This is a genomic window from Photorhabdus hainanensis (assembly GCF_018448965.1).
Taxonomy (GTDB): domain Bacteria; phylum Pseudomonadota; class Gammaproteobacteria; order Enterobacterales; family Enterobacteriaceae; genus Photorhabdus; species Photorhabdus akhurstii.
Map to the genome: position 1 here is coordinate 213468 of NZ_RCWD01000001.1, position 19880 is coordinate 233347.

Sequence of the window (19880 nt, forward strand, 5' to 3'; positions counted from 1 at the left end):
GTATAGCATGAAGAATGTCATTTTTAACAAAAGAATACTACCTCTATCTTTATCTAGTTTAATATCAAAAATAGGTGATTTTGCGCATGATGTTGTATTTGCAATTATCGCAATTGAGTTGCTGTCATTCAATTTTATGTATATAGGGATAGTATATTTCTTTAGGTTTATTCCATATTTATTTTTTGGGCCTGTGGGGGGATGGCTCGCGGATGTTTTTCCGAAAAAGAACAATATGATACTTAGTGATATATTACGCTGTGTCATCACGTTTATATTATTCATAACCTACCTAAATGATTTGTTAAATATATACATTCTCATCGTTTGTTCTATGTTCATGACAATAGGGAGAAGCCTTTTTCAGCCTAGTTTTAGAGCATATTTACCTGAAATGCTAGAGAAGAAAAATTTACCAAAAGGTAATAGTCTATTTCAAGTGATCGAAGATCTAGCATCCATAATTGGTCCATTGGCTTGTTCCATAATAATTGCTATGGGTAATAAATCATATGTTCTTTTAATGGATAGTATAACATATTTTATTTCAGTGCTTTTTTTATTTTCTTTAAAAAGAAATGAACCTCATGGGAGAGAGGAATTTTCTGTTTCGAGAATTATCTATGATACCAGAGATAGTATCATAGATATGAGGAGAAATAATCAAAATTTATTCATGGTAATAATTGGAACTTCTGCATGCGTATTATTTACAGCGGCACTATTGAGGTATGTCTTGCCAGCCTCAATTATTGATATTTATAAAAAGGAAGAACTTGTTGGATATGTATTTTCAATAATAGCTATGGGAACTGTATTAGGTGGAGTTTTTTATACACGTATAATCAAAAATTCAACCCCGGTGCAGGTAATGAAATCTTGGATGATATATGGACTCTTCTTTCTGATTATTTCATTGGTTATAAAATTCAGCTTTGTGCTTTTAATTATTTTTGCATTATTTCTTGGATTCTCTGGGGCCATTGTAGATATATCTATAATTACTAATATACAGTCACTATCAAAGGAAAATGAAGTTGGTAAAAATTATGGATTGTACTCCACGATCGCTAATACATGTGAGTCTGTTTCTGGAGTGGTATCAGGATTGTTCTCTGTCATAAGTGGCGGATTTTCGTTTTCAATAATGGCTCTTTTTATTGCAATGTCAGCTAGATTAATTATCTCTAGATTAAAGGGGAAGGATAATGAGTATGATGTATGATTTTAGAATAGCAATAAGTGAAAATGTAGCTATTCAATTTGAAACTAATAGGGAAATAATAAGTATCAATGAGATACGTGATTTTAGTGAAATAGCTGCAATAGTTTTGTCTTATGAAGATCTTTCTATGCAAAGAGTCAGTGATATAGTTAAAAGCGGCTTAGATATTCCTATATTTGCGGTAGTTAAAAATAATGATGAGATAGATGAATCTATATTGCCAAGTTTAACGGGTGTATTCAGTGAATGTAGTAAAAGCGCATCTTCCTATAGCACTCAATTGGAAGCCTTTGCTAAGAAATACGAAGATGAGTTGTTTCCGCCATTTTTTAAGACATTAACACAATATATTTCTAAAGGTAATATAACCCTTGCTTGCCCTGGTCATCAGGGAATCGATTTTCTTTGCAAACATCCTGCGGGTAAAAAGTTTATAGATTTCTTGGGGGAGAACATTTTTTTAGCAGATGTTCCTCATGCAGATCCCATTCTTGGAGTTATTTTGACTCATGAGGGAGCACCTGGTGTAGCGCAGCAACATGCAGCAAAAGTATTTAATGCGGATAAGACGTATTTTGTTTTAAATGGTACTTCAGCTGCTAACAAAGTAGTAACCAATGCTCTGCTTGCACCAGGCGATCTTGTGTTATTTGACAGAAATAACCATAAATCTTGTTATCATGGAGCATTAATACAAGCAGGTGCGACTCCAATCTATTTAGAAGCTGCGAGAAATTCATTTGGGCTTATCGGAGGTATACCAGAACATTGTTTTGATGAAGACTACTTACGGCAATTAATCAACAGGGTATCCTCAGATAAAGCAAGCATAAAAAGACCTTTCCGATTAGCAATTATACAAGCAGGTACTTATGATGGAAGCGTGTATAATGCACGCAGTGTAGTAGATAAAATAGGGCACTTATGTGATTACATTTTGTTTGATTCTGCATGGGTGGGATATGAGCAATTTATTCCGTTCATGAAAGATTGCTCCCCTTTGTTATTAGATTTAAATGAAAACTCTCCAGGAATCATAGTCACTCAGTCAGTGCATAAGCAGCAGGCTGGTTTTTCGCAAACATCACAGATTCACAAAAAAGATGAGCACATAAAGCTGCAAAGTAGATATTGCGAGCACAGACGCTTTAATCATGCGTTTATGCTTCATGCATCTACAAGCCCATTTTATCCTCTTTTTGCTGCTCTAGATATTAATGCCAAAATTCATTCAAATGGGTATGGTGAAAAAATGTGGGGGGAATGCGTACGAATTGGAATTGAAGCACGTAAGCTTATATTTTCATCATGTAAATTGGTAAAACCGTTTGTACCACCTTTCGTTGATAATAAACCATGGCAATCTTATGATACAAATACTATTGCTAGTGACTCACGCTTTTTCAGTTTTGATCCTGATGAGAAGTGGCATACATTTGAAGGTTATGGAAAATCTCAATATTCACTTGATCCTTGCAAATTACTATTAACGACACCTGGTATAGACTCTGAAACTGGGCAATATGAAAAATCAGGAGTGCCCGCAATCTTTTTAGCAAACTACTTAAGAGAAAATGGTGTTATACCTGAAAAATCCGAACTTAACTCAATTGTTTTTTTGCTAACCCCTGCTGTAAATAATGCGAAAATTCAGCATTTGATATCGAAAATAATTCAGTTCGAAAAGCATATAGAACAAGATTCCATGATATCTGAAGTCTTGCCTGCTATATATAATAGTAATATTAACCAATACCGAGGTTATACAATTGGTCGGCTTTGTCAGGAAATGCATGATATTTACGCCAGCTATAATATACAATATCTCCAACAAAGAATATTTAAAGAGCGTCACTTCCCTCGTATAGTTGTCACTCCTCATGCTGCTAATGTGCAATTAATCCGCGGGCATGTGGATTTTATCCCTATTGCACAAGCAAAAGGAAGGATAGCGGCAGAAGAAGCTTTACCATACCCTCCAGGAATTGTATCTATAGCTCCTGGTGAGATGTGGGATGGCGCTGTTTTAGATTATTTCTTAGTGTTAGAGGAGCTTATAAACAAGCTGCCATGTTTTGCTCCTGAGATGCAAGGGGTGTACGTAGATACTGATACAAATGGAAGAAAACGTATTTATGGGTACGTAATAAAGCAGGCACATGGCAGACTCGACTAATTGAATAATCAAGAGCTGACTGAGGGTTAAATTATCAGGATAGATCAAACAATAGACCAAAAGAGTGTTCGGGGTACAGGTCATATTTAGTGATATTCAAGGAATTAAAAAAGTGCTCTAGTGCTGTACTTCGAACTTGAATTCACCCATTAATTGTGACATTTATTTTATCGCTTTTGGACAGACAGATTGCATATTTTGATTCAAATGAGGCTGTAAGCAATTCTATTAGTTAAAATAGTTATGTATTCATCGAAATAGGTTTGCATATGCGTAAATTCATCCATATAGACATGGATTGCTTTTTTGCTGCTATAGAAATGCGAGATGATCCTTTTTTGAAGGAAAAGCCAATAGCTATAGGCGGCAGTATTGAAGAACGTGGGGTAATTAGTACTGCTAATTATGTCGCGAGGAAATTTGGTATTCACAGTGCAATGTCAACAGCAAAGGCGCTTAAATTGTGTCCTCAATTGAAAGTCATCCCACCGCGCATGCATATATATGAGGAAGTTTCTCTTCAAGTAAATGAGATATTTTCTCGATATACCGATCTGATTGAACCTCTCTCTCTAGATGAAGCATATCTTGATGTAACGGAGTGCCGTAGTTGTCATGGCTCGGCTACGTTGATAGCTCAAAAGATACGGCAATCCATATTTGAAGAGTTAAAGCTAACCGCTTCAGCAGGAATCGCTCCTGTTAAATTTCTTGCTAAGATTGCCTCGGATATGAATAAGCCGAATGGGCAATTTGTGATAACTCCTGAACAAGTTGATCAATTTGTTTTATCGTTGCCACTGAGAAAAATCCCAGGAGTTGGTCCCAAAACAGAAAACCGTCTATCAGATATGGGATTAAAAATTTGTGCAGATGTAAGACAATACGATTTTGGGGCTTTTATTAAAGAATTAGGGAAATTTGGATTAATGATTTGGCAGCGTTGTCATGGACTGGATGATAATTCTATTTGCGTAGACTTACCAAGGAAATCCGTTGGTGTTGAGATCACGCTACCAAAAGATATTCACATATGGGAAGAGTGTGAGGCTATAATTGAACAGTTATATCCAGAGTTGATAAGAAGACTTGAAAAATACAACTCCGAGCTAAAAATTTCTCGTCAGGGAGTTAAGTTTAAATTTGATGATTTTCATTTGACGACTCATGAACATATTTACCCCGTTCTAGATTTAGGTGATCTACTCTTCATTGCTCGGAATACGTGGGATTCTCGGCGTAAGGGGAGAGGAGTTAGGTTAGTTGGTATACATGTAACATTACTGGATCCACAATTTGAGCGCCAGCTAGTATTTGAGTGGTAATCAGTTTATACAGGATGAGATCACGAATATTATCTAACATCAGCGTATATGCGCCATCTGAGCCTGAATCTGCTTCGGGTAGAAACGACAAAAAATGCTGATATTTGTCGAAAGCGAAGAGTTGCCAGTATGGATATTGGTTATTTGGATAGGGTATTAGCCGCATGGTTTAATATGTTGGGCAAGAAATAAACATTAGTGCTATTTCTCCGAGTATAAATATGCAATATCTATACATGTCATTGATTATTATGTATATCCTAATAAAATTATTGGTTGATTAATTTAATTCATTGAATTCACATGATAAACGAACTTTCTTTATTTGAAAATAATTCACTGGATGCTTTGCATCATAATATTTTACGAGGAGGATTATTCAGCTTGTTCATGACGAATAATTGTGCCCTGTTCTGCCGTCGATGAAAAATTGTATTTTATGGTCGAATTAATCTTGTGTATTCATATTGAAATTGTGAATAATGAAAATAGTATATTTATATCAATTAATTCCCTTGTATAATAATATTTCTTTAAATGTATTTATTTTAACTTTTCCATCTTGGATAAATATAAATAATGGACATAATCTATATGTTATTTATTTCCAATATGCCTTTTACTTCAAATTAATAAATGATGATTTTATATCCTGGCTGATATTAAAAAATTGTCTAAATAGCTCAAAAACAGATCAAATCATACGGAGTGACAATAATAAATAACGGACTAAACTGTCGAATGTTGAATAAAAGAATGATAAAGGAAAGATAAAAAATAATACACAAAATTGGGTGACGAAAAAGGAAAACTCAGTAATATCGGATGCCCTAAACAATTCAAAAGGATGAGAGTTAAATATGTATAAAAATATGTTAAATCCCGTAACATTAAGAAAAACAGCAAACGGACCTCAACTAAAAGGAAATGAGGGTACATATGACACATCAATATTAAAAGGCAGTCCTGTAGGAAGAAGGGATATTGGGAATTCCGCGCCATTACCCGCTCAAGCAGAAGTTTTTCAAAAAGTTGTTGACGAAAAAATAGCAAACTTCAAAACAAAGGGAAATCCAATATCAATTGTTGTCTGGCATAATAGTCGGACAGGGCTTACCCATATCATGGATGGTCAGCATCGATTTATTGCTGCATGTATACTTGGAGTACCCGTTAATTTGACATGGAAAAAGTTCGGCATACCGCCTAATCAGATAGACTGGAGTGGTACAAAATTCTCAGATGGAATACCAGCCAAAACCAAGATATTTGGAAAATGATCGATTAAGTTAATTTAATGTGTATTAAGCGCCACTTGAGCTGATACAGCACCTTGAAAAATTGAGAGTTACCGGTTTTGGTATAGATTTAAAATCTTAAATAAAACGTCAGGTAACTCTCATTCTCTATACTACCAATCTTATTATCAAATAGATAAAACTGGCGAAATAACTCTATTTTTTTAATTTTAAATCTCTATATTTTTAATTCCTTACAATTAACTAATAAACTTCTTCATTTAAATGGATTATTAGTCATGTTGGAAAAGTTATTTTTAATTGTTGTATTTAGTCTGATTTGCCAAATGTTTTTATTATGTGGCAGTGAGATGTCTTGGTATAAATATGTAACATTTATAAACATCATTGATTATTATATTTTCTCTAATAAAATCCTTGGTTGATTAGTTTAAATCTAATTAAATTAATGGTTGTTGCGATACCAGTGTAATATTGTTTAAACGATATCTTTTTATGTGAGATTTTTAAAAAAAGCAACTAAAAATTTATTAAATGGCTGGCAAAAATTCACTTTTCTATAATGCTTAAATATAGATGATTTTTTCGTACGAAAAACGAATAACGTAGTCAGGTTAAATATTAAATAAGTGTTATCGGGAGCGAGTCTTCCGAGGGCAGTTTCAGTTATACCCTATGGATTTCAAGTTGCATCGCGACGGCAAGGGAGTGAATCCCCGGGAGCATAGCAAACTATGTGACCGGGGTGAGCGAGTGCAGCCAACAAAGAGGCAGCTTGAAAGATGACGGGTATATAACACATAACCAAGGTCTGACATTATTAATAGGGGGAACATTATGTCCACCGAACCGCCGCTACATCAAGAAGATATTGTCGTGATACATGTTGCCACACCCAGTGATTTGGCGAAGTTTGCCGATCAATCACTTTTCTGGAATGAAAAAACCTATGAACAGATGAAAACTGCCGAAGTGTTGTTTACGCCAGCGGGAGAAACTCTACCTGGTCTGGGAATTAAACATGTCGCCACGCCCGATAATTTGGCGAGGTTTGTCGATGAAGAAGGTTACTGGAATGAGAAGACCTACAAACAGATGGAAGCTGTGAGAGTGTTGTTTATACCAGCAGAAAAAATACGTGGTGTGGGGATTAAACATGTTGCCACGCCCGATGATTTGGCGAAGTTTGCTGATAAAGAACTTTTCTGGAGTAAGAAAGACTACGAACAGCTAAAAGCCGCAGAGGTGCTGTTTGTACCCAGAGAAGGAATGCCCGGTTAGGGGGGAAACATATCGCCACGCCCGACGATTCGGCAAAATTTACCGATAAAACGGCCAATTAGAATGAAGAGAAACATTAAGAGGGGGATAAAGCCAGAATATTGTTTATCTCGAAAATAAAAGAATAGAACGGCGTGTAACAACGTTAATTTATTTGTCATTCTGCATTGGAGGTATTAATGACTCACAATAAGATATTTACATCCAGCGAGAATAATTTGTTGGATAAAGAGGAAGTCAAATCTTGGTTTAAATTATATTCCATGCCGAAAAGTGAAAATTATACTCAATTGGTGCAAATAGCGGCGGAAGGTCGGCGTTTAGCTGGGCTGGACCCAGGTCAGATCGATAATAATCCAGGGGCAGGATTGAACCGGGATCTGGATGAGGTGAATTTACTCTTAGTGAATCCCGGTGATGGGGTGCGTATCGGAGAAGACCGTGAAATTGCTGTCAATATTGATAAGAACAGCGGCTTACAGTTTATTAATGGCGAATTGGGGTTACGCCCCGACTTTAAATTGTCGCTGGAATTGTTTGAGAGTTTTACGGAGGAACAACAAAGAGAACTTTATCGTTGGCTGATTCATGCTGAGGAGATGGCAGCGAGTAAGGCGCAGTTGCCCGCGTTTGACTTACCGGCCAACGGTAACAATAAAAACCTTGGCGCTGTTGTCAGTGTCAGCGGCGATGGGAAAACTATCGCGCTTAGTGGGGCAGAAGGAAAGGAACCTGTATATCTATTTTCTTATACCGATAACGGTTGGCGGCAGCAATTCGCTGATTACGTTAGTGGTTATGGCGGCAGAGCGCTCAGCCTGAGCAGAGACGGTAATGTTCTCGCGGTGGGCATTGATAACCGCAACAGTGATGGCGGGCATGGTTCAGTGTTTATTTATCGCAAATTGTCAAATGGCGAGTGGGAGAAACCGGCCAAACTTTGGCTGAGTGAGGCGAACGTTCAGCAGCATTTCGGTTGCGTTGTGGGACTAAGCGCTGATGGCACGCTATTAGCGGTAGGTTCTTATGGCTGGAGATCGGGTGTATTGACTAACTGCGGCGCAGTATATCTTTATCAGTATGACGGGAAGAAATGGTCACAGCTTGGTGAACGTCTGACCTTAGCTTCTCCGGCACAGGGCGATATGTTTGGCGTCAAACTGAGCTTGAGTGCCGATGGTTCAACCTTAGCAGTGGCGGCAACAGGGCGTAATGGTAATAACGGTGAAGTGACGCTATTTCATCGTCACGGGGAATATTGGCAGCCGCGACCGCCACTCAATTCGCTGACTTCGCCTTTAACCATCAGCAGTGACGGCTTTGGCGCCAGTCTCAGCCTGAACGATAGCGGCGATATTTTGGCGGTGGGGTGTCCGGGAGAGAAGAGCGATGTTGGTGCGGTCTATTTGTACCAGCGTTACCGTAATGCATGGCAAGCTATGGGGATACTGAGAGAAGCGGTGACTGCCGGGGAAAGGTTTGGCAGCGAACTCTCTTTAAGTGGTGACGGTCAGATACTGGTGGTGTCAACACCTGTTGGTAAAGATAACACAGGTGTGCAAACCGGTGCAGGATGGTGGTTTAGCTATCAGGATGAACAATGGATTATGCAGGGCAGATTACTGGCAGTGGATGGGGAATTAAACCATAAATTTGGCGCCGGCATTTGTCTTAGCGGTGACGGCAATACGTTGGCGATTGGCGCCAGTGGCTGGAAGAGTGGAGAAGGGAAAGTTTACCTTTACGACTAGCTGAATGAGGAAAAAACGATGGCAAAAGAGATAACAGATGAAACGGTTAGCCAGCTTAGTGCTCACTTCGCCCCTGGCAAGATCCCGACTGAGGCGGCATTTTATTCACTGATTGATTGGGCCATGTTGTGGCGACAGCTTTTTGGTTGGCGGGATAGTGATCAAACTTATCATCCGGGAGTTGGGTTGCAGGTTATCGATAACCGTTTGGCGGTTAAGGTTGGTGATGGTATCTCGTTGGAACCGAAAGGGCTTGCGTTAAAGCTACAGCTTGATGGGGGATTGATGTTAGATAAATCCGGAGTGCTGTCGGTGGATGGGACTGTAGCGGTTTCGGCCCAAGCTTTTAAATTGCTTCCTGAGGAGACGCAGAAACAAATTGCCAAGTTGTTATTGAATGCGGGCACAGGAGGTAGAAAACAGATGACAGAGAACAGAAGACAGAGAATAGATGACGGTGACTGTCTAATACGGCTTTTGAGGACATATTATGACTGATAAAGAAATTAGCACTGTTGACTCATTGAAAGCGAGTTTTAAGTCCGGTGTTCCGCCCATGCCTGAAGCATTTTCTCATTTGATTGATGAGGCATATAAGGCATATGAAATCATTGATGGTGATAAGCGGGATGGTCCGACCGCAGGGCTGAAACGAGATGACAAAGGAAAACTGGCCCTCGACACTGACTATTCTGGCGGGTTGAACCTTGAACGAGGGGCTTTGGCCCTATCACTGAAGCCAGAAGGTGGATTCTCTTTTGATGGAGGGAGGCGTCTAAAATTGGATGCCGATCGGCAGGTTCAGTTTGCGGATTTTTTCAGTTTATCGCGGCGAGAGCGGATGGAGATCGCGCAGTTGTTGGATTTGAAACGTGGCACCATGATGACGCGTATTGTTTCTCCTTCCCCTAAAGAGAATGAACACTTTGGCACTTCTGTTAGCCTGAACGCGGCGGGAGATTGCTTAGTGGTTGGGATGGGGAAAGTGCTCTATTTGTATATGTACCGGAAGTGGGGGGATTGGAATACAAGCACGCCCATTGTGTTTGAGGCTGATGGAGGTAAGTATCGTAGTGCTGCATGGAATGTTAGTCTGGATGCGAAGGGAGATAATCTGGCAGTGGGATACTTCACTAATACTAACCGAATGCAGGTTTGTGTGTATACGCGCACGAATGGCGTCTGGGGTACAAAAAGTCCTATTGTGTTTCCGATGGAAGATCAACATAAATTCTTTGGTGGTGTGTATGTCAGCTTGAGCGCCGCAGGAGACTGTCTGGCGGTGGGGGGGAACACCTATACGTTCGATGTGTATACCCGCACGAATGGGATCTGGGATACAAAAAATCCCATTAAGCTTGGTTTTTTTAATTCTGGTAACGAGATGGTCACGATTTGTCTGAGTGCCTCGGGAAATTGTCTGGCGGTGCATAGTGTCGATGATTCTTATAAACCTGAAAGAAACACGGTTTATGTGTATACCCGCACGAATGGGACTTGGGATGAACGTCCCATTAAGTTCAAGCCCCCTGAAGATAGTTCATCCGGTTTTGGCAAGGTTCTTAGCCTGAATGCAGAGGGAGATCGTCTGGCGGTGGGGGCGGATGATGATTTACCCATTATGAATGGGAAGGTTTATCTGTATACGCGCACGAATGGGACCTGGGATACAGAAAATCCCATTAAGTTTTCGGCTCCTGCAAGTGATGTAACGTATTTTGGCAGAGCTATCAAATTGAATGATGCGGGAAACCGTCTGGCAGTGGGGGCGGCTTCCAGAGTGTATGTGTATACCTGTCTGAATGATAAGTGGAATATGGAAACACCTATCGAGATTTCGGACCCCTCAGGCAATTCAGACAATTTAAATGGTTTTGGTAAGGCTGTCAGTTTGAATAAGTTAGGAACGAGTTTGGCGGTTGGTGCAGTTTCAAACAAGGTTGATTCTGCGCCTGAAGCCGGTGCAGTTTATATCTTTGAGAATGTCAAATAGAAGACAGAGGACAGAAGATAGGTGACGGTGACTGTCTAATACGGCTTTTGAGGACATATTATGACTGATAAAGAAATTAGTACTGTTGACTCATTGAAAGCGAGTTTTAAGTCTGGTGTTCGGCTGATGCCTCAAGCATTTTCCCATTTGATTGATGAGGCATATAAGGTATATGAAATCATTGATGGCGCTCAGGATGATGGTCTGACCGCGGGGCTGAAACGGGATGGTCAAGGAAAACTGGCCCTCAACACTTATTATTCTGGCGGGTTAAATCCTGAACAAGGGGCTTTGGCGCTATCCTTGAAGCCAGAAGGTGGACTCTCTTTTGATGGAGGAGGGTATCTGAAATTGGATGCCGATCAGCAGGTTCAGTTTGCGGATTTTTTCAGTTTATCGCGGCGTGAGCGGATGGAGATCACGCAGGTGTTGGGTTTGAAACGTACTATGATAACGCGAATTGTTTCTCCCTTCCCCAAAAAGTGGGAGTCCTTTGGTAGCTCTGTTAGCTTGAACGCGGTGGGAGATTGCTTAGCGGTTGGGATGCAGAATAAAGCCTATGTGTATATGCGCCGGAAGAGCGGTGAATGGAATATAAGCACGCCTACTGTGTTTGAACATGGTGGTAGTGTAGTGAGCGATTCATTGAATGTCAGTCTGGATGCGATGGGAGATTGCCTGGCGTTGGGAAGCAGCAGGATGGCTTGTATATATATGCGTACGAATGGCGTCTGGGATGCGAGAAATCCCATTTGGTTTCCGGGTGCTGGTCAATACCTTGGTGAGAATGTCAGCTTGAGCGCGGCAGGAGACTGTCTGATGGCGGTGGTTGCGAACGGATACCTCTCTACGATCCATTTGTTTACACGTACGAACGGGATCTGGGATACAAAAAATCCCATTAAGTTTCCAAACCTTTCGGATTCTTCTGAGTTTGGCAGGGTTGCCCGCCTGAGTGCCGCGGGAAACTGTCTGGCGGTGTTTGGAGAAAGAGGCACGATTTATGTGTATACCCGCATGAATGGGATCTGGGATAGAGAAAACCCCATTCAGCTCAAGGCGCCTAAAGATAGCTCATCCCGTTTTGGCACGGTTTTTAGCCTGAATGCAGAGGGAGATCGTTTGGCGGTGGGGGCGGATGAGAATTCCCCCATTATTAATGGAAAGGTTTATCTGTATACGCGCACAAATGGGATTTGGGATAACGAAAATCCTATTAAGTTTTCGGCTCCTGCAAGTGACGTAACAGATTTTGGACGCTCTCTCGAACTGAATGATGCGGGGGATCGTCTGGCGGTGGGGGCGGCTGCCAGGGTGTATGTGTATACCTGTCTGAATAATAAGTGGAATATGGAAACACCTATGGAGATTCTGAACCCTTCAGACAATTTAAATCTTTTTGGTGGGCCTGTCGGCCTGAATAAGGCGGGGACGAGTTTGGTTGTTGGGGCAACGTCAGAAAGTGTCGATTCTAAGTCCGGAGCCGGTGCAGTCTATATCTTTGAAAATGTCAAATAGAGGACAGAAGACAGAGGACAGAGAACAGAAAACAGAGAACTGTCTGATGTGGCTTTTGAGGAAATATGATGGCTGATAAAGAAATTAGTACTGTTGATTCTTTGAAAGCGAGTTTTAAGTCTGGTATGCGGCTCATGCCGGAAACCTTTTCCCATTTGATTGATGAAGCATATAAAGCATATGAAATCATTGATGGCGTTCAGGGTGATGGCCCAACCGCAGGACTGAAACGAGATGACAAAGGAAAACTGACCCTCAACATTCACCATTCTGGAGGGTTGAACCTTAATCAAGGCGCTTTGGCCCTATCGCTGAAACCAGAAGGGGGACTCTCTTTTGATGGGGGAGGGTATCTGAAATTGGATGCCGATCGGCAGGTTCAATTTGCGGATTTTTTCAGTTTATCGCGGCGTGAGCGAATGGAGATCACGCAGGTGTTGGGTTTGAAACGCACCATGATAACGCGCATTGTTTCTTCCTTCCCTAAAGAAGATGAGCGTTTTGGCACTTCTGTTAGCCTGAACGCAGCGGGAGACTGCTTAGCGGTTGGGATGAATAATCAAGTCTGTGTGTATACGCGCCGGAAGAGTGGTGAGTGGAATATAAGTAAGCCGATTGTGTTTGAGGCTTTTGAAGATGAATATCATAGATCTTCATGGGATGTCAGTCTGAATGCGGCGGGAGATTGCCTAGCGTTGGCAAATAGGTTCAGACAGAGGGTTGGTGTACATATGCGTGCAAATGGCGTCTGGAATGTAAGAAAGCCCGTTTGGTTTCCGGCTCCGAGCCGCATTGAATTCTTTGGCCTGGGTGTCAGCTTGAGCGCAGCGGGAGATTGTCTGGTGACTGGGTGCGAATTCAAATCTGCGTTACATTCTACGTTCCATATGTTTACACGCACGAACGGGATCTGGGATAGAGAAAATCCCATTAAGTTTCCGGTCCCTTTGAGTTCTTATGAGTTTGGCAAGGCTGTCGTCCTGAGTGCCGCAGGAAACTGTCTGGCGGTGCATGGTTACGATGATTTTACAATAAGCACGATTTATATATATACACGTACGAATGGGATCTGGGATAGAGAAAACCCCATTAAGTTCAGTCACCTTGAAGGTCAATCATCTGTTTTCAGCAAGGTTTTTAGCCTGAATGCAGAGGGAGATCGTCTGGCAGTGATGGTGGGTTTTTATAAATCCACGGATATTGTTAGGGCGGTTTATCTGTATACACGCACAAATGGGATCTGGGATAGCGAAAATCCTATTAAGTTTTCGGTTCCTGCAAGTGACGTAATAGATTTTGGACGCTCTCTCGAACTGAATGATGCGGGAGATCGTCTAGTAGTGGGGGCGAATTCCCGGGTGTATGTATATACCTGTCTGAATGATAAGTGGAATATGGAAACACCTATGGAGATTTTGAACCCTTCAGGCAATTCAGACAATTTAAATGGTTTTGGTGGACCTGTCGGCCTAAATAAGACGGGGACGAGTTTGGTTGTTGGGGCAACGTCAGAAAGTGTTGATTCTCAACCCCAGGCCGGTGCAGTTTATGTTTTTGAGAATGTCAAATGATAACTATAATCACTAAACTGGATATTAATTCGGAGATGTCGGATTGCTCTTTAAAATCCTTCGGATTTTTCGCCTTATTATCCCCGTTCGCATTAGATGAAGGTTTACGGCGTTTTTCGCTAAAAAAGTGTGTTAGCATCATGATTAATTAATTCAATTGTTCTCTTATTCAGTTTTTGTAGAGTTATTGGTGGCACATAATAGAATATGGGTATCTAACAATTATTTTGTTTTTTTACCTTCAAAGATGGAAAATAAGCACATGATAACATCTGAGAAAAACTAATAAACATAACAGGGACATATTGTAAAAGGATATGATGTTATCATCTCGGGTGATTTTATATTATTTTCAATTTGGTGGTAATTGTATTTATGAGGAGTTTTAAATTTATTTATTAACCATTATTCTTGTCTTTATATTGGTTTTATTTGCGATTGCGAGTTATTTAACATGGGTAATTATGATTTTGATATTGTTTGAATATGTGCTAAGTTTTCTTTGAAAATTAAAATGAAATACATTTACTGAATGATAATAAAAAGATTATATTTAAATAATGATGTTTTGTTATATTGTTGATTATTTTGTGCTTTTTTGGTGATTTTTTTAATGGGTTGATTTTAATCTAATTAACTTTAAGAGAGAGGGATAAAGCCAGGATATTGTTTATCCCGAAAATAAAAGAATAGAACGGTATGTGGCAACGTTAACTTATCTGTCATTCTGCATTGGAGGTAATCAATGGCTCATAATAAGATATCTACATCCAGAGAGAATAATCTGTTGAATAAAGAGGAGGTTAAATCTTGGTTTAAATTATATTCCCTGCCGAAAAGTGAAAATTATACTCAATTGGCACAAATAGCGGCGGAGGATCGGCGTTTAGCTGGGCTGGAAGAGTGGAGAAGGGAAAGTTTATCTTTACGACTAGCTAAATGAGGAAAAGATGATGGTGAAAGAGAGAACAGATGACGGTGACTGCCTAATACGGCTTTTGAGGACATATTATGACTGGTAAAAAAATAACACGTATTGTTTCTCCTTCCCCTAAAGCGAATGAGCGCTTTGGCGCCTCTGTTAGCATGAGCGCAGCGGGAGACTGTTTAGCGGTTGGGGTGGGTGATAAAGTCTGTGTGTATACAGGCGGGAAGAGTGGGTGGAATACAAGTACTCCTGTTGTGTTTGAGGCTGATGGAAATAGATATCGTAGTTCTTCATGGGATATCAGTTTGAATGCGGCGGGAGATTGCCTGGCGTTGGGATACAAAATTGGTTCTCAAAACGCGGAAGCTTGTGTGTATACGCGCACGAATGGCATCTGGGATACAAAAAATCCCGTGGTGTTTACGATCGAAAGTACAGAAGAATATTTTGTTGTGAATGTCAGCTTGAGCGGAGCAGGAGACTGTCTGGTGGTGGGGGGCGATCGCTATTCGTTTTATATGTATACACGTACGAATGGGATCTGGGATAGAGAAAACCCCATTAAGTTGGTTCCTCCGGGGGCGGAAGGGGTTAGTCCGACTGTCTGCCTGAGTACTTCGGGAAACTGTCTGGCGGTGCATGGCGCCGATGTTTCTTATCCTTCTTATCCTTCAATAAATACGGTTTATCTGTATACACGCACGAATGGGATCTGGGATATAGAAAATCCCATTAAGCTTGCCACTAAAGATGGCGTACCCCTTCTTAACTGGGTTTTTAGCCTGAATGCAGCGGGAGATCGTCTGGCGGTGGGGGCGGATTATTATTTACCCACCAAGGGGAAGGTTTATCTGTATACGCGTACCAATGGGATCTGGGATAGGCAAAATCCCATTAAGTTTTCGGCTCCTGCAAGTGGCGTAGCGTATTTTGGCAATGCCATCAAACTGAATGATGCGGGAAACAGTTTGGTAGTGGGGGCGGCTTCCCGGGTATATGTGTATACCTATCTGAATGGTAAGTGGAATATGGAAAAACCTATCGAGATTTTGGACCCTTCAGGTAATTTAGACAATTTAAATGATTTTGGTAAGGCTATCAGTTTGAATAAGGCGGGAACGAATTTGGCAGTTGGCGCGAGTTTAACCAAAGTTGGTTCTGTGTCTGGCGCGGGTGCGGTCTATATCTTTGAGAATGTCAAATAGAAGACAGAAGACAGAAGACAGAGAACAGAAGACAGATGACGGTGACTGTCTAATACGGCTTTTGAGGAAATATGTGACTGATAAAGAAATCAATATCGTTGACTCATTGAAAGCGAGTTTTAAGTCTGGCATTTGGCTCGTGCCGGAAGCTTTTTTTAATGTGTTAGGCTGTTCGGCCTAAAGAAAATATTTTTCGGAAACATAATTTGTTTCCATATTGTCAACATAATAAACCTGCGGTATACTGTTTCCATATTGGAAACGATAGGGTATGGAAATGCATGTTATTTCAAGGGAGCCGTTTGATTTAGCTACACGCCGCTACCCAAATAGTTCCGTTGCACTTGATGATCTATATAAGTCGTTGCGGCGCTTAAAGTTCAGTTCTCCAGATGAAATGAAGTGCGTATTCCCTAGTCTGGATCGGATGGAATATCGGGAAAAATGGTGGGTCGTTGATGTTGGCGGCAATAATTTAAGAGTGATGTTTTTTGCAGATTTTGAGCGTGGGAAAATTTTTATCAAGTACATATCAACCCATGCAGAATATGACAAATTGATGGATTATTACCGGAGGAATAAAGAATGATGATCAACGAAGCAATTCAGGCCGCAAATAGTTTGGTAAGCATTGTCCCTCTCTTAGGGGGTAGCACTTTCCGCAAAGATTATGATGAGGCTATGCAGCTGGTAGAATATCTGATCGAGCACAATCCAGATAGTCCGCTGGTTGATATGCTTATGGCTAAAATTGACACCTACGAAAATAGTGCGCCAGAGTTTACAGAGTTCAATGAACGTATTGCTAGCACACAAAGCGGTGTAGCAATTCTACGTACATTGATGGATCAGTACGGTCTGAATCAAACTGATTTTGAGAACGAAATAGGGAAGCGTTCTCTTGTTAGCCGTATTTTGAAAGGTGAACGTTCGTTAACGCTTGAAGCTATGCGTAAACTCTCAGTTCGTTTTGGTGTACCGGTTAGCGTTTTTATTGATTAAACTGGATGAAATGGTGCAGGATAGTGTTGATATCATCACCCTCAATTTCGGCCTATACGCGTCATCTTTCAAGTTGCCTCTTTGTTGGCTGCACTCACTCACCCCGGTCACATAATTACCTATGTTCCCGGGGATTCGTTCCCTTGCCGTCGCGATGCATCTTGAAATCCATAGGGTATACGCCCGAGGCGTCAGAAAGTCTCTTTTATTTATCCGAATAATACATCTCTCATGACCTAAATAGCCGTTGGTCTCCAGCCTTTCGCCTACACACGGAAGGCGGCTGGATCTGCTTTATGGGAATATAAGAGTAAACTGCTGAGATCTTCGTCAGATTACGTGGATTCAATATTGTTTGAAAAAATAATCGATAATCTCCTGCTGAAGTTCAAAGGCATCACGTCGTTCCGCAAGGTGGCTTTTTAGTACAGTAAGTGAGCGCAGGCTTTCGCGCTGTTGGGTTTCGTTTTCTATATTTTGTCGCAATTTTTTGCAGTGTTCGCGGAGGTTATTTTCTATTATCTTCGATGTGTTACCTCCCAGTGTGCTCCAAACTATGCCCGGTAACGAATCAGATTTTTTTAGCTGATTAAGCTCATTGGCTAGTGTGTCTATACGTGCTTTTAGCAACTTATTGATATCGGATATATCCCGACTGTTAAAACTGAAAGTTGGATCAATGTACGTGTGGTACATGTTTATTATCGTCCAGACATCATTATCTTTCTTGGCTTGTGATAACTGTACCATCAATTGGTTTTTTTTCTTTTTCTCATCTAAATCCTGTTCACGATCCGGATGCAGTAACTTGGCTATTTTTCTATACATTTGGCTCACTTCCTGCGATTTAAATAAATTATCCAGTTTTTTCTGGTTTTCTTCCGCAGGGTTGAAATCATCAGCGTCTTCTGCATGATATTCATCATAAAAATGTTTTGATTCCCGTTGAAAATGCTGTTCTATGGTGGCACGCATTTTTTCAGGACTTTTCATCATATCAAGTAATTCTTCATCAGATATTTCTTCATTAAAATCAAAATATTCATCCAGAGTCTGCCGGATATCAGCCATCTGTTCTGGCGTCGGAGTTTCGTGCTCTTTCAATGCGTTAAGATTGGAAAAGTGATCGGTTAATTTATTGAGATCAAGGTTTTCGTTAAAGGGATAATGACATAATTCATCAAGTTCTTCTTCTATCCAGAAAAATAATTCTCCCCGTTGGTTTTTCCCCAGCGATTTTTTGTCGGCAAATGAAAGCAACCGTGCCGTTTTATCATATTTAGATTGTATATATTGATGCTCTATCGGTAAAACCTCTTGTTGAAAGCGGACGAACAACGCATCTTGCTGCTGTTGTAGTTTGGCGATCTTCAATTGGTATTTTTCGATGGACTTCCAGTAAGCTTTGAATTGTTGCTGAGGTGTTTTTGGTATCTGTTGTCCGCTCGATTTTCTTTTTTTTAGCTGCTTGTGCATCAATATTGTTCCTGAAGTTGAAACTCGTATATTGCGTAGTTAAAAATTATATTGTCAATACCCGTTGTCGTTTATCCCTATTCTGCAATATATTTTTGTAACACGCAAAACATTATAGTTGTTCAATTATTACATTGACTTACAAATGGTGATTTTTGTTAATCTTTTCTTACCCGACTGTAACAACAGTTTCACAATACATTTCGTCTGAGTTATTTATGCTGGAGGATTCCATTCCGTGAGCAGTTAAGGAGTTCGGATTAAACAGGAAAGCGGCGCTTACAAGTACTATCAACAATAAAAAGCGGCACTACCGCAATGGGCGGTAATGCGCTGAATTAAACTTGAGCTCTATGGCTGGAAAGCGCAGAGTGACGGGCAGCTTGGCCGTCTGAGCCATAAAGAGAAGGGCTATGGCGGCTTTTTAGAAAAGCGATAGCTTGGCTATTTAGTTCAAGATGTTGGGTTAATAGCAGGCCGTTATGGGTATTTAAATCACGAACCTGGGTAACCGCTTTGCCGATCTGTTGCCATAATGTGGCAAGCAAAGGTTGCTTATCATAAGGCGCTATAATGTTTAATGCTTTGCTCAAATTAAGACGTTGCTGTTCTGAATGGCTAAGCGCAGATAACAAAAAATTTTTTCGTTCTGTTATCTGGTGCAAATCTCGTGCTTCAATAAAACCCTCGCACAGAATACGCTGTTCTTCCGCCATCGTTTGGGTCAGCGAGGTCAAATAGGTCACTTGCTGTTCGAGTAATTGTTGTAGTGCATCCATAGCGGGTTCAATTATTTCTTATCGTACTGAAAGTTTTCGGCGGCTTCTTTGAGCAAAGCATCTGCGATTTTACCGCTGTTCATTTTTAAGGTTCCTTGAGCAATCGCTTCTTTCAGCTTTTGTACCTTTTGGATATTGATATCTTGGCTGCTCGGTTGAACCAGTTTTGTTTGTGCTTCGCTCAGTTTTACTTGTGCATCGCTGCTTTGTAAGGTAACGCCGGAGGTTTTGCGGGTGCCTTGGGCGCTTTCATTAGTTGGTCGCTGTTGAACAGCAGCGATAGCTAATAAGGGGTGAGTGCGTTCGATACTCATAATTATTATCCTTTATGGCCAGGCATAGGTTCACCTATGGATCGGAGCAGGTTACATGCCATTTGCATACCTGCAAA

At 40.7% G+C, this 19880-nt stretch carries 18 protein-coding genes; 15 read left to right on the plus strand and 3 right to left on the minus strand.

Annotated elements, in window-relative coordinates; translation table 11 throughout:
* Positions 1 to 7: 7 nt before the first annotated feature.
* From EAE92_RS00930 to EAE92_RS01000, 15 genes are all read left to right on the plus strand, one after another.
* Positions 8 to 1225, plus strand: coding sequence for an MFS transporter (locus EAE92_RS00930; RefSeq protein WP_214066711.1), 1218 nt, complete (start codon positions 8 to 10; stop codon positions 1223 to 1225).
* Positions 1218 to 3401 (plus strand): ornithine decarboxylase, encoded by a 2184-nt coding sequence (gene speC / locus EAE92_RS00935; protein ID WP_214066802.1) that lies wholly within the window; start codon positions 1218 to 1220, stop codon positions 3399 to 3401. The genes EAE92_RS00930 and speC overlap by 8 nt, the downstream gene beginning before the upstream one ends.
* 269 nt (positions 3402 to 3670) lie before the next feature.
* Complete coding sequence (gene dinB, locus EAE92_RS00940) at positions 3671 to 4726, plus strand: DNA polymerase IV (protein ID WP_214066712.1); 1056 nt, start codon at positions 3671 to 3673, stop codon at positions 4724 to 4726.
* A gap of 48 nt (positions 4727 to 4774) precedes the next feature.
* Positions 4775 to 4918: a hypothetical protein gene (locus EAE92_RS00945; protein ID WP_214066713.1), complete on the plus strand. Its 144-nt coding sequence runs from the start codon at positions 4775 to 4777 to the stop codon at positions 4916 to 4918.
* Positions 4919 to 5586: 668 nt separating this feature from the next.
* Positions 5587 to 6006, plus strand: coding sequence for a hypothetical protein (locus EAE92_RS00950; RefSeq protein WP_011146161.1), 420 nt, complete (start codon positions 5587 to 5589; stop codon positions 6004 to 6006).
* 816 nt (positions 6007 to 6822) lie between these two features.
* Positions 6823 to 7266 carry a hypothetical protein gene (locus tag EAE92_RS00955; RefSeq protein ID WP_214066714.1) on the plus strand — a complete coding sequence of 148 codons (444 nt, stop codon included), beginning with the start codon at positions 6823 to 6825 and terminating at the stop codon, positions 7264 to 7266.
* 179 nt (positions 7267 to 7445) lie between these two features.
* A complete protein-coding gene (locus tag EAE92_RS00960) occupies positions 7446 to 9017 on the plus strand; it encodes a WD40 repeat domain-containing protein (RefSeq protein WP_214066715.1) in 1572 nt (523 codons plus the stop codon).
* Between the two features lie 18 nt (positions 9018 to 9035).
* Positions 9036 to 9515 (plus strand): hypothetical protein, encoded by a 480-nt coding sequence (locus EAE92_RS00965; protein WP_246544930.1) that lies wholly within the window; start codon positions 9036 to 9038, stop codon positions 9513 to 9515.
* Positions 9505 to 11010 carry a hypothetical protein gene (locus tag EAE92_RS00970; protein WP_214066803.1) on the plus strand — a complete coding sequence of 502 codons (1506 nt, stop codon included), beginning with the start codon at positions 9505 to 9507 and terminating at the stop codon, positions 11008 to 11010. The genes EAE92_RS00965 and EAE92_RS00970 overlap by 11 nt, the downstream gene beginning before the upstream one ends.
* A gap of 57 nt (positions 11011 to 11067) precedes the next feature.
* Complete coding sequence (locus tag EAE92_RS00975) at positions 11068 to 12528, plus strand: WD40 repeat domain-containing protein (protein WP_214066804.1); 1461 nt, start codon at positions 11068 to 11070, stop codon at positions 12526 to 12528.
* Positions 12529 to 12593: 65 nt separating this feature from the next.
* Positions 12594 to 14099: a hypothetical protein gene (locus EAE92_RS00980; RefSeq protein ID WP_214066716.1), complete on the plus strand. Its 1506-nt coding sequence runs from the start codon at positions 12594 to 12596 to the stop codon at positions 14097 to 14099.
* A 745-nt stretch (positions 14100 to 14844) separates the two neighbouring features.
* On the plus strand, positions 14845 to 15042 hold the full coding sequence (locus EAE92_RS00985; RefSeq protein ID WP_214066717.1) for a hypothetical protein: 198 nt from the start codon (positions 14845 to 14847) through the stop codon (positions 15040 to 15042).
* A gap of 68 nt (positions 15043 to 15110) precedes the next feature.
* A complete protein-coding gene (locus tag EAE92_RS00990) occupies positions 15111 to 16232 on the plus strand; it encodes a hypothetical protein (protein WP_214066718.1) in 1122 nt (373 codons plus the stop codon).
* Positions 16233 to 16509: 277 nt separating this feature from the next.
* Positions 16510 to 16821 (plus strand): type II toxin-antitoxin system HigB family toxin, encoded by a 312-nt coding sequence (locus EAE92_RS00995; protein WP_214066805.1) that lies wholly within the window; start codon positions 16510 to 16512, stop codon positions 16819 to 16821.
* On the plus strand, positions 16818 to 17234 hold the full coding sequence (locus tag EAE92_RS01000) for a helix-turn-helix domain-containing protein (protein WP_214066719.1): 417 nt from the start codon (positions 16818 to 16820) through the stop codon (positions 17232 to 17234). The genes EAE92_RS00995 and EAE92_RS01000 overlap by 4 nt, the downstream gene beginning before the upstream one ends.
* Positions 17235 to 17579: 345 nt before the next feature.
* Here the strand turns inward: EAE92_RS01000 and EAE92_RS01005 are convergent, their stop codons facing one another.
* The 3 genes from EAE92_RS01005 to flgM all read right to left on the minus strand — a co-directional run bounded on the left by EAE92_RS01005 (position 17580) and on the right by flgM (position 19803).
* Entirely contained in the window at positions 17580 to 18710 is a 1131-nt protein-coding gene (locus tag EAE92_RS01005; protein ID WP_214066720.1) for a hypothetical protein, read from the minus strand.
* A 338-nt stretch (positions 18711 to 19048) separates the two neighbouring features.
* On the minus strand, positions 19049 to 19489 hold the full coding sequence (locus EAE92_RS01010) for a flagella synthesis protein FlgN (protein WP_214066721.1): 441 nt from the start codon (positions 19487 to 19489) through the stop codon (positions 19049 to 19051).
* A gap of 11 nt (positions 19490 to 19500) precedes the next feature.
* Entirely contained in the window at positions 19501 to 19803 is a 303-nt protein-coding gene (flgM, locus tag EAE92_RS01015; RefSeq protein WP_036807414.1) for a flagellar biosynthesis anti-sigma factor FlgM, read from the minus strand.
* Between the last annotated feature and the right edge of the window lie 77 nt (positions 19804 to 19880).